The 13,598-nt window shown below is 57.4% G+C and carries 10 protein-coding genes, 1 tRNA gene and 2 rRNA genes; 8 read left to right on the plus strand and 5 right to left on the minus strand.

The window, feature by feature from the left end; genetic code table 11:
- Nucleotides 1-41: 41 nt before the first annotated feature.
- The 4 genes from I6L44_RS17915 to I6L44_RS17930 all read left to right on the plus strand — a co-directional run bounded on the left by I6L44_RS17915 (nucleotide 42) and on the right by I6L44_RS17930 (nucleotide 5,857).
- Nucleotides 42-2,931 (plus strand): 23S ribosomal RNA (locus I6L44_RS17915).
- A gap of 123 nt (nucleotides 2,932-3,054) precedes the next feature.
- Nucleotides 3,055-3,169 (plus strand): 5S ribosomal RNA (rrf, locus tag I6L44_RS17920).
- Nucleotides 3,170-3,265: 96 nt separating this feature from the next.
- Nucleotides 3,266-3,342: transfer RNA gene (locus I6L44_RS17925), tRNA-Asp, on the plus strand.
- A gap of 562 nt (nucleotides 3,343-3,904) precedes the next feature.
- On the plus strand, nucleotides 3,905-5,857 hold the full coding sequence (locus tag I6L44_RS17930; protein WP_216952671.1) for a ligand-gated channel protein: 1,953 nt from the start codon (nucleotides 3,905-3,907) through the stop codon (nucleotides 5,855-5,857).
- A 67-nt stretch (nucleotides 5,858-5,924) separates the two neighbouring features.
- Here I6L44_RS17930 and I6L44_RS17935 read toward each other — a convergent pair whose 3' ends face one another.
- The 3 genes from I6L44_RS17935 to I6L44_RS17945 form a co-directional block, all read right to left on the minus strand.
- Nucleotides 5,925-7,313 (minus strand): transporter substrate-binding domain-containing protein, encoded by a 1,389-nt coding sequence (locus I6L44_RS17935; RefSeq protein ID WP_216952672.1) that lies wholly within the window; start codon nucleotides 7,311-7,313, stop codon nucleotides 5,925-5,927.
- A 140-nt stretch (nucleotides 7,314-7,453) separates the two neighbouring features.
- Nucleotides 7,454-8,815, minus strand: a complete 1,362-nt coding sequence (locus I6L44_RS17940) for an ATP-binding protein (protein WP_216954487.1) — start codon at nucleotides 8,813-8,815, stop codon at nucleotides 7,454-7,456.
- Between the two features lie 33 nt (nucleotides 8,816-8,848).
- Nucleotides 8,849-9,571, minus strand: a complete 723-nt coding sequence (locus tag I6L44_RS17945) for a response regulator (RefSeq protein WP_005336534.1) — start codon at nucleotides 9,569-9,571, stop codon at nucleotides 8,849-8,851.
- A gap of 199 nt (nucleotides 9,572-9,770) precedes the next feature.
- Here I6L44_RS17945 and I6L44_RS17950 point away from each other — a divergent pair, with 199 nt between their 5' ends.
- Nucleotides 9,771-10,121: a hypothetical protein gene (locus tag I6L44_RS17950; protein WP_005355311.1), complete on the plus strand. Its 351-nt coding sequence runs from the start codon at nucleotides 9,771-9,773 to the stop codon at nucleotides 10,119-10,121.
- A 163-nt stretch (nucleotides 10,122-10,284) separates the two neighbouring features.
- Here the strand turns inward: I6L44_RS17950 and I6L44_RS17955 are convergent, their stop codons facing one another.
- Both I6L44_RS17955 and I6L44_RS17960 read right to left on the minus strand, forming a co-directional pair.
- Nucleotides 10,285-10,704 carry a hypothetical protein gene (locus I6L44_RS17955; protein ID WP_216952673.1) on the minus strand — a complete coding sequence of 140 codons (420 nt, stop codon included), beginning with the start codon at nucleotides 10,702-10,704 and terminating at the stop codon, nucleotides 10,285-10,287.
- Between the two features lie 99 nt (nucleotides 10,705-10,803).
- The gene (locus tag I6L44_RS17960) at nucleotides 10,804-11,718 is read right to left on the minus strand and encodes a LysR family transcriptional regulator (protein ID WP_216952674.1); all 915 of its coding nucleotides are present in this window, start codon (nucleotides 11,716-11,718) and stop codon (nucleotides 10,804-10,806) included.
- Between the two features lie 258 nt (nucleotides 11,719-11,976).
- On the opposite strand from I6L44_RS17960, the gene I6L44_RS17965 reads away from it, so the two are divergent.
- The 3 genes from I6L44_RS17965 to I6L44_RS17975 are packed head-to-tail and all read left to right on the plus strand — an operon-like array spanning nucleotide 11,977 to nucleotide 13,458.
- Entirely contained in the window at nucleotides 11,977-12,309 is a 333-nt protein-coding gene (locus tag I6L44_RS17965; RefSeq protein WP_216952675.1) for a hypothetical protein, read from the plus strand.
- 30 nt (nucleotides 12,310-12,339) lie between these two features.
- Complete coding sequence (locus I6L44_RS17970) at nucleotides 12,340-13,026, plus strand: pirin family protein (protein WP_216952676.1); 687 nt, start codon at nucleotides 12,340-12,342, stop codon at nucleotides 13,024-13,026.
- Between the two features lie 39 nt (nucleotides 13,027-13,065).
- Nucleotides 13,066-13,458 (plus strand): DoxX family protein, encoded by a 393-nt coding sequence (locus tag I6L44_RS17975; protein ID WP_005336513.1) that lies wholly within the window; start codon nucleotides 13,066-13,068, stop codon nucleotides 13,456-13,458.
- The last annotated feature ends 140 nt before the right edge of the window (nucleotides 13,459-13,598 follow it).

Raw genomic sequence — 13,598 nt, forward strand, 5'->3', positions numbered from 1 at the left:
ACAAGCTGTGCCGGTTTCACCGACACTTCTTGGGGTTGTATGGTTAAGTGACTAAGCGTACATGGTGGATGCCTTGGCAGTCAGAGGCGATGAAGGACGTACTAACCTGCGATAAGCTGTGAGAAGTCGGTAAGAGACGCTATTACTCACAGATTTCCGAATGGGGAAACCCACCCGAGATAACTCGGGTATCTGTTACTGAATACATAGGTAACAGAGGCGAACCGGGAGAACTGAAACATCTAAGTACCCCGAGGAAAAGAAATCAACCGAGATTCCCTCAGTAGCGGCGAGCGAACGGGGATTAGCCCTTAAGCATCTTGGAAGTTAGTGGAACGGTCCTGGAAAGGCCGGCGATACAGGGTGATAGCCCCGTACACGAAAACAACCTTGATGTGAAATCGAGTAGGGCGGGACACGTGACATCCTGTCTGAATATGGGGGGACCATCCTCCAAGGCTAAATACTCCTGACTGACCGATAGTGAACCAGTACCGTGAGGGAAAGGCGAAAAGAACCCCTGTGAGGGGAGTGAAATAGAACCTGAAACCGTGTACGTACAAGCAGTGGGAGCCCTTCGGGGTGACTGCGTACCTTTTGTATAATGGGTCAGCGACTTACATTTTGTAGCGAGGTTAACCGTATAGGGGAGCCGTAGGGAAACCGAGTCTTAACTGGGCGTCTAGTTGCAAGGTGTAGACCCGAAACCGGGTGATCTAGCCATGGGCAGGTTGAAGGTTGAGTAACATCAACTGGAGGACCGAACCCACTAACGTTGCAAAGTTAGGGGATGACCTGTGGCTGGGGGTGAAAGGCCAATCAAACTCGGAGATAGCTGGTTCTCCCCGAAAGCTATTTAGGTAGCGCCTCGGACGAATACTACTGGGGGTAGAGCACTGTTTGGGCTAGGGGGTCATCCCGACTTACCAACCCCATGCAAACTCCGAATACCAGTAAGTAATATCCGGGAGACACACGGCGGGTGCTAACGTCCGTCGTGAAGAGGGAAACAACCCAGACCGCCGGCTAAGGTCCCAAAGTTCTGGTTAAGTGGGAAACGATGTGGGAAGGCTCAGACAGCTAGGATGTTGGCTTAGAAGCAGCCATCATTTAAAGAAAGCGTAATAGCTCACTAGTCGAGTCGGCCTGCGCGGAAGATGTAACGGGGCTCAAACCAGGCACCGAAGCCGCGGATTCACACTTATGTGTGAGTGGTAGGGGAGCGTTCTGTAAGTCTGCGAAGGTGTATCGAGAGGTATGCTGGAGATATCAGAAGTGCGAATGCTGACGTAAGTAACGATAAAGGGGGTGAAAAGCCTCCTCGCCGGAAGACCAAGGGTTCCTGTCCAACGTTAATCGGGGCAGGGTGAGTCGACCCCTAAGGCGAGGCCGAAAGGCGTAGTCGATGGGAAGCAGGTTAATATTCCTGCACGACTTGTAATTGCGATGGGGGGACGGAGAAGGCTAGGTGGGCCAGGCGACGGTTGTCCTGGTGAAAGTGCGTAGGTGGTGTTTCTAGGCAAATCCGGAGACACAACACTGAGACACGAGACGAACACACTACGGTGTGGAAGCCATTGATGCCCTGCTTCCAGGAAAAGCCTCTAAGCTTCAGATTACAAGTCATCGTACCCCAAACCGACACAGGTGGTCGGGTAGAGAATACCAAGGCGCTTGAGAGAACTCGGGTGAAGGAACTAGGCAAAATAGAACCGTAACTTCGGGAGAAGGTTCGCTCTTGACAGTGAAGTCCCTTGCGGATGGAGCAGTTGGGAGTCGCAGTGACCAGATGGCTGGGACTGTTTATCAAAAACACAGCACTCTGCAAACACGAAAGTGGACGTATAGGGTGTGACACCTGCCCGGTGCCGGAAGGTTAATTGATGGGGTTAGCGCAAGCGAAGCTCTTGATCGAAGCCCCGGTAAACGGCGGCCGTAACTATAACGGTCCTAAGGTAGCGAAATTCCTTGTCGGGTAAGTTCCGACCTGCACGAATGGTGTAACCATGGCCATGCTGTCTCCACCCGAGACTCAGTGAAATCGAATTCGCCGTGAAGATGCGGTGTACCCGCGGCTAGACGGAAAGACCCCGTGAACCTTTACTACAGCTTGGCACTGAACATTGAACCTACATGTGTAGGATAGGTGGGAGGCTTTGAAGGCGTGACGCCAGTTGCGCTGGAGCCGTCCTTGAAATACCACCCTTGTATGTTTGATGTTCTAACGCAGGGCCCTGAATCGGGCTCGCGGACAGTGCCTGGTGGGTAGTTTGACTGGGGCGGTCTCCTCCCAAAGAGTAACGGAGGAGCACGAAGGTTGGCTAATCCTGGTCGGACATCAGGAGGTTAGTGCAATGGCATAAGCCAGCTTAACTGCGAGACGGACAGGTCGAGCAGGTACGAAAGTAGGTCATAGTGATCCGGTGGTTCTGAATGGAAGGGCCATCGCTCAACGGATAAAAGGTACTCCGGGGATAACAGGCTGATACCGCCCAAGAGTTCATATCGACGGCGGTGTTTGGCACCTCGATGTCGGCTCATCACATCCTGGGGCTGAAGTCGGTCCCAAGGGTATGGCTGTTCGCCATTTAAAGTGGTACGCGAGCTGGGTTCAGAACGTCGTGAGACAGTTCGGTCCCTATCTGCCGTGGGCGTTGGATGATTGAAGGGAGTTGCTCCTAGTACGAGAGGACCGGAGTGAACGAACCTCTGGTGTTCGGGTTGTCACGCCAGTGGCACTGCCCGGTAGCTAAGTTCGGAATCGATAACCGCTGAAAGCATCTAAGCGGGAAGCGAGCCCTGAGATGAGTCATCCCTGACCCCTTGAGGGTCCTAAAGGGCCGTTGGAGACCACAACGTTGATAGGCGGGGTGTGTAAGTGCAGCGATGCATTGAGCTAACCCGTACTAATTACCCGTGAGGCTTAACCATACAACACCCAAGAAGTGTTCTAAGGCTTGTAGCGAATGAACGAACTACTCAAATTCAGTGGTAATGACAAAGCAAACTAGCCAAGTTGTTATTCACATCAGCTTTCCAAGATTGAAGAATTTGCCTGGCGGCCATAGCGCCGTGGAACCACCTGATCCCATGCCGAACTCAGAAGTGAAACGCGGTAGCGCCGATGGTAGTGTGGCATTCGCCATGCGAGAGTAGGACACTGCCAGGCACCTAATTAAACAGCGATGTGAAGAATCACGTCACTGGCTGCGAGGATGACACCTCACTGACGCGGCAAACAATTTAGCGCAAGCTAACCGAATGCGGAGCGGTAGTTCAGTCGGTTAGAATACCGGCCTGTCACGCCGGGGGTCGCGGGTTCGAGTCCCGTCCGCTCCGCCACTAATTTGAAGGCCTTCCCTGATGGGAAGGCCTTTTTGCTATGGGCGTTTTTGCCCAGTGATCCACAGTTTTGCACACCAGAACCAACACAAAGCCCAGTCTGACGACTGGGTTTTGATGTTTTAGCCTGCTGGTGAGCTGCCGACATCCCACCGCGATGGCAATACCTTCCCCCTGTTGGCGTTCTTGCTACTGTTTCCAGCTCTGTATCGCATCACACCCCACCTTGGCCATAGTGCATGACGATTAAATCAGGCCATCTTGCAACGGTACGTCATCGCTTCCACTTGTTTGTGTAATCCCTTTTTTGCTTATGGATTTATTCCATTAAAACAGTCTCTTATCAAGAATGAGCGATTCTGCTGCAGGAATACCACATGAATCAAATGATAATGATTATTGTTTGAATGATTCTGGCGAGGTCGTTACAATGCGGGCTGATTAATAAAGTGCTTTTCAAATGAGCCTTTTCTAATGCTGCGTCTGGCCGGATGCTAGGGCGTTGTAATGAGTGAAGTAAGGGAATACGTCACCTTCCTACTAATAATGTTCAGGCTAAAACATGACAACAGTGAAACCGAACAAGCTTGCCTTGCTGATCTGCTCCCTTCTTGCGACCCAGGCCTATGCTGCCGAACAAGAGGTGATGGTCGTCACCGCTTCCGGCTTCCAGCAGAAGATTGAAGACTCTGCCGCCTCCATCTCCGTGATTACCCGTGAGCAGCTGGAAAAGCGGGCCTATCGCGATGTGACTGACGCCCTGAAGGATGTTCCCGGTGTTGTGGTGACCGGTGGTGGCAGCAGCAGTGATATCAGCATTCGCGGTATGGGCTCGAAATACACCCTGATGCTGGTTGATGGCAAGAAGGTGGATAGCCGTGGCACTCGCCCGAACAGCGATGGTCCGGGTATCGAGCAGGGCTGGCTGCCGCCACTGCAGGCGATTGAGCGGATTGAGGTCGTCCGTGGTCCCATGTCATCCCGTTATGGTTCCGATGCCATGGGGGGCGTGATTAACGTCATTACCCGCAAGACCACCGGTCTGGCCTGGCAGGGCTCGGTTCATGCTGATTCGACCTTCCAGGAGAACAAGGATGCTGGCAACAGTTTCCAGACCGATGCCTACACCGCAGGTTCACTGATCGATGGCGTGTTGGGGCTGCGTTTCAACGGGCAGCTCGCCCATCGTGGTGAAGACAAATTTATCCAGGGTTTTGCGGAGCAGGAGACTCGCAGTGGCACGGCGGTGCTCAGCTTCAAGCCTGATGACCATAACCGCTTCGATCTGGAGGCCAGTCGCAGTCTGCAGGATCGGGATCGCACGGCCGGCAATTCGCTGGCTGCCAAGGCGAAAGATAGCCTTAACCGCTACGAGCGCACCAACTATGCGCTGACCCATGATGGCCAGTATGATTTCGGCTCTTCCAGCAGCTATCTGCAGCAGGAGATCAATACCAACCCCGGCCGCCAGATGGAGCTCACCAACACCATCGCAGATACCCATACCCAGTTTATTCTGGGTGATCACTACCTGAGCGTCGGTGGTCAGTATCGCTATGAGGATCTGCACGATCAGGGCAATACCCTGAAAGTGGCCAACCCTGCCGAGCAGCTGACCCGCTGGAGCTGGGCGATGTTTGTCGAGGATGAGTGGTCACTCACTGACAGCTTTGCCCTGACCGGTGGCGCCCGCATGGATCGGGACCAGAACTACGGTTCTCACTGGAGCCCGCGCCTCTACGGCGTCTGGCATCTGGATGATAGCTGGACCCTGAAAGGAGGCGTATCGACCGGTTACCGCTCTCCTGACTTGCGGATGTCGGCGGCCAACTGGGGTCAGGTCACCGGTGGTGGTAGCCTGGATGGTATGCTTGTCGGTAACCCGGACCTCAAACCCGAGACTAGCGTGAGTGAAGAGATCGGTCTGCTGTGGAACGGTCATCAGGGTTTCAACGCCGGGGTTACCCTGTTCAACACCGACTTCAAGAACAAGATCTCCGAAGTGCGTCGCTGCACCAGCAAGAGTGATCCCGCCTGTACCCTCAATGGGTACAGTTATGACTTCATCAGTGATCGGGTCAACGTCGACAAGGCGAACATGCGCGGGGTCGAGGGGATGATGGATTGGGCTATCAACGAGGATTGGTCGGTCAGCTCCAGCTACACCTTTACCCAGTCCGAGCAGAAGAGTGGTCCACTGGCGGGTCATGCCCTCAACCAGATGCCCCGTCACATGTTCAACGGCAGTGTTGACTGGCAAACCACCGAGGATCTCAGCCTCTGGTCACGGGTCAACTTCCGTGGCGAGACCTCCGAGTACCTGAGCCGTGTCAAGATGGCGGAGGGGACTCCTTCCTACACCTTCTTTGACATGGGCCTGGTCTACAAGGCCAACAAGCATCTGGCTCTGACCGCAGGGGTCTACAACCTGTTCGACAAGACGGTGGATTACAGCAGCTATGGCACTGTGTTGGATGGTCGCCGCTACAACCTGGGCGTGACCTACAACTTCTGATAGGAAACGTCTCATGCGGCCGCCATCTTCTGATGGCGGCCGTTTTTATTGCGCGTCCGTCAGAGGGCTATGCCTGATAGGGGGCGGCTTGCCAGGTATTGCGCCCCAGTCCCTTGGCCTGATACATGAGGGCGTCAGCCTGCCGTAGTAGCTGCTCGGCATCAGCCTCTCTCTCTGCGGCGACCCAGACTGCCCCGGTGCTGATGGATAGTGTCACTGCACTATTGTCGGTGTACAGAGTTTGTTGATTGCACTCCTGACAGAGGCGTTTGGCCCACTGCTCTGTCTCTGCCAGCGTGGCCAACGGCAGCAGCAGGCAAAACTCCTCGCCGCCGATGCGAGCCAGCAGAGCCTCTTCGGGTAACAGGTTCGTCACAGTCGTGGCCAGCTTTTCCAGCAACAGATCCCCGATGCCATGACCAAAGCGGTCATTGGTCTCCTTGAAGTGATCCACATCGAACAGCAGTAGAGCACAGGGCTCCCCGCTTGCCAGTCGTTGCTCCATGGCAGGCATGAATGCCCGTCGGTTGAGCAGGCCGGTCAGGGGGTCGGTACTGGCCTGCTTCTCCAGTCTGGCGTTGGCGCGGCTCAACTCGGTGGTACGGCTGGCAACAGCGCGGCGCAGTTGCACTATGTAGGCCACCATGATTAACACTCCGGCCAACAGCAGCCAGGGACCGAGATGGATGGGGTAGACGGTTTCGACATGCATCCATTTGCGGATGATCCGCTCCCGATCGCTCTCTTTGAGCTTGGCGAACCCCTCTTCCAGCCGGTTTAACAGGGCAAGGTCGCCCTTTTTCACTGCAAAGCGGATCTGGTCGGTATAGAGGTGGCGAACCGGAATAAAGCGGGTGGGATCGTCCGAGGTATAGATGTAGAAGTTGGCGACCTGCAGATCGGCGATAAAGGCCTTCACTTCACCCTTGAAGGCCGCAGCCAGCAGGGTGTCATTGTCATTGAAGGTTTGCAGTCTGGTGCCGGGGAAGTAGCGTCTGGCGTAATACTCCTCGTAGCCACCGGCTACCACACCGACCGTTTCATGGAGCAGGTAGTAGTGGACATCGGTGCCGCGCAATTCGCTCGAGAAGAAGAGCTGGGAGTCGAGCTGGGCGAGAGGCCGGCCATAGTCGAACAGTTTGCCCCGCTCCGGTGACCAGAGCAGTCCGGCGTGAACGTCCGCTTTCCCCTCATGGAGCAGGTCGAGGGAGCCTTGCCAGTCGACCAGCCTGAACTCGATCTTCTGGCCGGTCACTCGGGCATATTCACGCCACAAATCGATCAGCAGGCCATCCGGCTGGCCCGACTCATTGATATAGGAGAAGGGCTGCCAGGCTTTGGAGTTGGTAATGATGAGCGGCTCTTCCGGGGCTTTGGCCCAGGCAGGTAGGGCAAGGGCGAGCAGCAGGAGCCCCCACCCGATACTGACTATGACTCCTGTCCTGGAAGAGGCCATCCTTGCTCCAATCCGTTGCCGTATACCGTCCCGTGGTCACCGATTATCACCGTCTTTCTCATCGAAGAACAAGCGCTCAAATGATGAAGTTTGCATGATGCAAATGGCGCCATGACAAGGCTGGCGGATAGAGTAACTACTTACAGCGGCAGGCTGATCCGCGCCTCCAGTCCCCCCTGTGGCCGATTGAGCAGGGTCAACTCGCCGCCGTGCTGATGCACCAGAGTGCGGGCAATTGAGAGCCCGAGCCCCACGCTGCCGGACTCGGTGTTGCGCGCTTCATCGAGCCGCACGAACGGCTTGAACACATCCTCGAGCCGCGCCGGATCGATCCCCGGCCCGTTATCGCAGACCCGGATCAACAGCTCCTCCTTGCGCCGCTCCAGCGACACTTCGGCGCTGCCGGCATATTTGATGGCGTTGCCGATCAGGTTCTGCAGCACCCGGCGCAGGGTGTTGGCTCGGCAGGCGTAGACCTCTTTGCCCTCCGCCAGACAGGTGACCGGCTGGCCGGTATCGGCATAGTCATCGCACAGGCTGACCAGCAGGCTGACCAGATCCAGCTCGCGGGTGGCCTCCTGCTGCCCCTCCTCGCGGGCAAAGCTGAGGGTGGCCGCCAGCATCTGCTCCATCTGCTGCAGGGTCTGCTGGATGCGCTCCTTGTCCTCGCCATCGGCCAGAAACTCGGTGCGTAGCCGCAGGCTGGTGATGGGGGTGCGCAGGTCGTGGGAGATGGCCGCCAGCATCCGGGTTCTGTCCTGCACGAAGCGGTCGAGCCGGGTGTGCATCCGGTTGAAGGCCTGAATCGATTCGCGGATCTCGGTCGGTCCCTCTTCTTTCAAGGGTTCGATATCCTCGCCCCGCCCGAGCCGCTCCGCATTGCCTGCCAGCTGCTTGAGCGGGCGGGTGGCACGGCGAAACAGCAGCACCATCAGCCCGATCACCAGACTGGCGACCAGCATCAGGTTGAGGGTGGTCTGCCACGACCAGCTGCCCGCCTCCTTGTCGACCAGCGAGCTGAACTGCAGCCAGCCCCCCTGGGGCAGTTCGATGGAGCCATAGAGCCGCATATCTCGTGGCGGGGGCGGCCCCTTGCGATCCCGCATCATGCGGGCGTGATGCTCCCAGGCTTTGCTGCGCTGGGCATCCTCTTTCAGCTCGGCGCTGATCTCTATGGTGAGACCCTGCGGGTAGCCGAGCCGAGAGCGCACCAACTGCTCGAAGCGGGGGCTGCGATTATCCGGTTGCAGTGGTTCGTCTGAGAGGCGCAGCAGCAGGGTTTCGCTGCGGCTCGCCTTGAGGATCTCGTCATAGAGAGATGGGGGTGATAGAGAGAGCAGCCTGACCACAGAGATGATCCGCTGCATGGCGTTGCGGCTGTTGACGAAGCCGAGCGCCTCCTCCCGATCCGAGCGGTAGATCTGGATGCTGAGCAGCTGGATCAGGATCAGCCCTGCCAGCGCCACCAGAATGATCTGGCCTGTCAGCCCCTTGGGCCACATCCGTGCCCACAGTCGTCGCAAGGTGCCCACAGTTTAAACCTGCGTCACGTCGGCGGAGAACATATAGCCGCCACCCCAGATGGTCTTGATCAGCTCCGGATTCTTGGGATCCCGCTCCAGCTTGCGGCGCAGTCGACTCACCAGAGTATCGATGGCGCGATCGAAGGCCACCGCCTCGCGGCCACGGGCCAGATCCAGCAGTTGATCCCGGCTCAGCACCCGTTGCGGGCGTTCGAGAAACACCTTGAGCAGATCGAATTCGGCGGTGGAGAGGCTCAGGCCCACCCCATCCTCATCGACCAGCTCCCGACGATTGACGTCGAGCAGCCAGCGATCGAAGCGCAGATCCCGGGTCAGGGTCTCGGCGGCAGGCTGGGTCTCGGCCTGGGTGCGGCGCATCACCGCCTTGATGCGCGCCAGCAGCTCGCGCGGGTTGAAGGGCTTGGCCAGATAGTCATCGGCCCCCATCTCCAATCCGATGATGCGGTCGGTCTCTTCCCCCATGGCAGTGAGCATGATGATGGGCAGGTTCGATTTGACCCGCAGCTCGCGGCAGAGGGTCAGACCATCTTCACCCGGCATCATCAGATCCAGCACCAGCAGGTCGAACTCCCGCTCCTCCAGCAGTCGCTTCATCTCCTTGCCATCCCGGGCGCAGCTGACCCGCAGGCCGTGCTGTTCCAGAAAGCGTTTCAAGAGATCGCGGATCTCGCTGTGGTCGTCGACCACCAGAATGTGGGTGTTGCCCTGGTTCATGAATACCTCCCCTTCTTGGCGTTGGCCCGAGTATACGAAAATCCGGACGGCGGTTTGTGTCAAAGTGTGCCAGATCCGCACGATGCCACACTCTGCTACAAAAAAGGGCGATGCTGGCAAAGTTCAGACACCGATAGGGTGTTTACTTGAGGGCAAGGCAAGAGCGCCGAACCAGAATCATCCCTACAGGAGATAGACCATGAAAAAGCTGACCAAAACCCTGCTGACCGCCACCCTGATCCTTGGCCTGCCGCTGGGTGCCTATGCTGCCAGTGAAGCGGCCCCCACCGGCCAGCCCGGTGCCATGGTGGATTGCCCGATGGACGGTGGTGGCATGATGGGTGGCAAACACCACGGTGGTCGCCACGACAAGATGGCCCGCATGCAGAACATGACCCCGGAGCAGATCCAGGCCAACCTGCAGCAACGTTATGACCGCATTGAAGATCCGGCCAAGAAGGCGGAGTTTATCAAGAAGCTCAACGAGCGTGCCGCCGGTATGACCAAGCACGCCGAAGCGATGAAGCAGTTCGCCGAAGCGAACCAGTAACAGCGCCAGCTGTTATCAACCCAAGGGTGGCCGAGGCCACCCTTTTTGTGTTTACTACGTTGAGTAGCAGATTGGTTAAACGCTGGAGATTGCCAATAAAAGAGGGGAGCCTGATGCTCCCCCTCTTGCTATCTGTGCAACCGACTTCACCGGACGAGCGAACTTAGCCCTGAGCCTTGTCGGTCAGGTCTACTTTCTTGACGGTTTCGCCTTCGAACTTGATGACCACGTTTTTCTTGGCGGCGTCGGTATCTTTCAGCAGGGTTTTGGTGGTTTCTGCCAGCAGCGGAGAGGCCTTGTTCAGGGCATCCAGATCATAGGTCCACACTTCCAGACCGGATTCAGTCTTGGTGGTGGCAGGAGAGCCCAGCTTATCTTTGACTGCCTGCTTGTTGGAGCCGCCTTCCTTGATATCCAGTGCCTTTTTGATGGCTTCGTTGGATGCGCTGTCCATGGCACCGGATACGGCAGTGCTGGCCGCATCCTTGACGCTGCTGGTGACGCTGTCGGTCAGCGAGTCCATCAGGCCGGCATTGGCAAACAGGGGCAGGGTGGTGAGGGCAACCAGCAAACTCTTTTTCATTTTCTACAGCTTCCATGGGTTCAATGAGGCGGCTATGAAATCAGCAAAGATATTGGGCGTCAAGTGAGGCATGCAATTAACATTTCTGTTAACTGGATCTCATTTCTCACCAGTTGCAAATAGTTTTGGTATCTCCCGCACCAGCCAGCTTTTGGCCTTGCCCATGGTGTCTCGCCGCCAGGCCAGCACCACCTGCAATTGATGGCGATATTCGGGGCTGATCACCTTGAGTCGTCCGGCCCGGATGTCCCCCTCAATCCAGCTCTGTGGCATGGTGCCGACGCCGATCCCTGCCAGCAGGGCATCCCGTTTCTCCGTCATGGTGCTGACAGTGAGGCGCGGCTGCTTGTCCAGCAGGCGGTAGGTGAGCACCGGCTTGCGCAGGGCGGTATCGGCGACGGCGATGGCGCGATAGCGGCGCAGGGTTTCGTCAGCCAGAGGCTCCGGCTCCTGATGCAGCGGGTGATCGGGATGGGCGACGTAGAGCATCACCTCGTCCTTGATCACCTGATGCTTGATGCCGGTCATCATGATGTCGGGGTTGATGGAGGAGATAAGCAGGTCGGCGCGACCATCTTCCAGACACTCCCAGCTACCCGCCAGCACCTCGGCCCGCAGCCGCAGTCGGGTATCGGTCTGCTCGGCCAGCTTCTCCACCAAGGGGTAGAGGGCCTGCACCGGGACCAGTGCATCGACGGCGACTGTGATGTCGGTCTCCCAGCCACGGGCCAGCGCCCGGGTCTCTCCCACCAGATGCTCGGCTGCCTCCAGCAGTACCCGGCCGCGCTCCAGCAGCATGCGCCCCGCCGGTGTGAACTTGGTGCGGTGGCCGCTGCGGTCAAACAGCATGGCATCCAGTTCATCCTCCAGCTTCTGCACTGTGTAGCTCAATGCCGAGGGGACCTTGCCCAGCTCGTCGGCCGCCGCCGCAAAGCTGCCGCGGCGGTCGATGGCATCCAGCACCCGGATTGCCTCCAGGGTCAGCGCCCGTTCCTTGTTCGATTCCTTGGCCATTCCTCACCTTCAATTTTTTTGAATATGTTTGCCAGTTTATCTCGCTAACAAGTTAGGTCATGTCACTTTAATATTCAATCAACGCTTAGGCAGGAACGTCGAGCGGCCAAATATGCGGGTAGTTCCGTACTGTGACACACCAAATAGGTCTGTCTGACGTCGGTGAAAGAACAACACACTATTTGAATGACCTCTTGCATGGATGCATTGATTCTGGCCGAAAAGGCCTTGGCAATGACATATAAAACAAGAGAGTGAATGAACATGAAAAACGTAATCAAGATGCTGGCCGTTGGAGGCCTGATGACCACTGGTTTCGCCCAGGCTTCCGTACCGGCTGACTTCAATGCCATGCCCGGCGTGCTGTTTGTGAACTGGAACGCCACTGCCGCAATGGATGGCAAAGCCAATCCTATGTTGGAAGTGCGTGACGAGTCTGGCGATCTGCTGGCATCAGTCCACGCCAACCTGACAGGCACCCAGCAGGTGCGGATCCCGAGCCGTACCCAGGGCAACCTGACTGTCAGCCTGGCTGACCAGAGCAGCGAATACCGTATTCCGTTCGGTATCGGTAGCGGCAAACAGCGTTAATCAACCGTCCCGGTAGGTGAGGAGCACACCATGATGCAATTGAGAGCCGCAGAAGCGCGGGGCAAGGCCAACTTTGGCTGGCTGGACGCGCGCCACAGTTTCTCCTTCGGTCACTACTATGACCCGGAGTGGATGGGACACTCGGTACTGCGGGTGATCAATCAGGATCTGGTTGCGCCGGGTGGCGGATTCGCCACCCACCCTCACGCCAATATGGAGATCCTCACCTGCGTGCTGCAAGGCACCATAGAGCACAAGGACAGCCTCGGCCATGCCGAGCAGATCCCGGCAGGGGATTTCCAGCTGATGAGTGCAGGTAGCGGGATCCGCCACAGCGAGTACAACCCCTCGCAGACGGAACCCCTCTCCCTGTTGCAGATCTGGATCGAGCCGAACGAGTTCGGCACGCCACCCGGGTATCAGCAGAAGAAGATCGAGTCCAGACCGGGCATGACGCTGGTAGCGTCACCGGATGGCGAGGCGGGATCGCTGCGGATCCGCCAACAGGCCCGCGTATGGCGGCTGGAACTGGCCCCGGGCGAGACGCTCGAATGGGCACTGGCTGGCCGACACGGTTACCTGCAGATGATTTCAGGTACGCTTGCCGCCAACGGTCTGGCTGCCCGACCCGGCGACGGGGTACTCAGTCGTGATGAATACCGGTGGGAGCTGGTTGCGACCAGTGCCAGCCAAGCCCTGTTATTTGACCTACCCTGAAGCAGTCAGCGGTGATGTGACACAAACGAGGAATATGAAATGGACAAGATGAAAGATGTAGCGCTGCTGGCGGGTCGTGTACTGCTGGCGCTGATGTTCGTAATGGCGGGCTGGAGCAAGATCGGCGGCTATGCCGGTACTCAGGGCTATATGGAAGCGATGGGTGTGCCCGGCTTTATGTTGCCGCTGGTGATCCTGCTTGAGCTGGGTGGTGGCCTTGCCGTCGTGCTGGGTCTCTTTACCCGCAGCCTCTCCGTGCTGCTGGCCGGTTTCACCCTGATGGCTGCCTTTATCTTCCACTACCAGCCTGCCGAACAGATGCAGATGCTGATGTTTATGAAGAACGTCTCAGTGGCCGGTGGTTTCCTGGCGCTGGCGGCGGCCGGAGCAGGGGCTTTCAGTGTGGATGCCCGTCTCGGCAAAAACTGGTAATGCCCTGAAGAGTCAAGTTTTCCAATGCCTTTTGGCCGGTGCAACTGCACCGGCTTTTTTCTGTCTGCGTTTTCCGGATAGGTGAGGCGGCGCGTCAAATCTGCGGCGCCCCTCATGATTCAGCGGTTTACCCGCCTGCT

The sequence above is a fragment of the Aeromonas sp. FDAARGOS 1414 genome (assembly GCF_019047065.1).
GTDB lineage: Bacteria > Pseudomonadota > Gammaproteobacteria > Enterobacterales > Aeromonadaceae > Aeromonas > Aeromonas veronii_A.

What these genes read in the sequence shown, in the direction of transcription:
- I6L44_RS17930 (WP_216952671.1), top strand. Translation starts at nt 3,905, where the DNA reads ATGACAACAGTGAAACCGAACAAGCTTGCCTTGCTGATCTGCTCCCTT.
- I6L44_RS17935 (WP_216952672.1), bottom strand. Translation starts at nt 7,313, where the DNA reads ATGGCCTCTTCCAGGACAGGAGTCATAGTCAGTATCGGGTGGGGGCTC.
- I6L44_RS17940 (WP_216954487.1), bottom strand. Translation starts at nt 8,815, where the DNA reads ATGTGGCCCAAGGGGCTGACAGGCCAGATCATTCTGGTGGCGCTGGCA.
- I6L44_RS17945 (WP_005336534.1), bottom strand. Translation starts at nt 9,571, where the DNA reads ATGAACCAGGGCAACACCCACATTCTGGTGGTCGACGACCACAGCGAG.
- I6L44_RS17950 (WP_005355311.1), top strand. Translation starts at nt 9,771, where the DNA reads ATGAAAAAGCTGACCAAAACCCTGCTGACCGCCACCCTGATCCTTGGC.
- I6L44_RS17955 (WP_216952673.1), bottom strand. Translation starts at nt 10,704, where the DNA reads ATGAAAAAGAGTTTGCTGGTTGCCCTCACCACCCTGCCCCTGTTTGCC.
- I6L44_RS17960 (WP_216952674.1), bottom strand. Translation starts at nt 11,718, where the DNA reads ATGGCCAAGGAATCGAACAAGGAACGGGCGCTGACCCTGGAGGCAATC.
- I6L44_RS17965 (WP_216952675.1), top strand. Translation starts at nt 11,977, where the DNA reads ATGAACATGAAAAACGTAATCAAGATGCTGGCCGTTGGAGGCCTGATG.
- I6L44_RS17970 (WP_216952676.1), top strand. Translation starts at nt 12,340, where the DNA reads ATGATGCAATTGAGAGCCGCAGAAGCGCGGGGCAAGGCCAACTTTGGC.
- I6L44_RS17975 (WP_005336513.1), top strand. Translation starts at nt 13,066, where the DNA reads ATGGACAAGATGAAAGATGTAGCGCTGCTGGCGGGTCGTGTACTGCTG.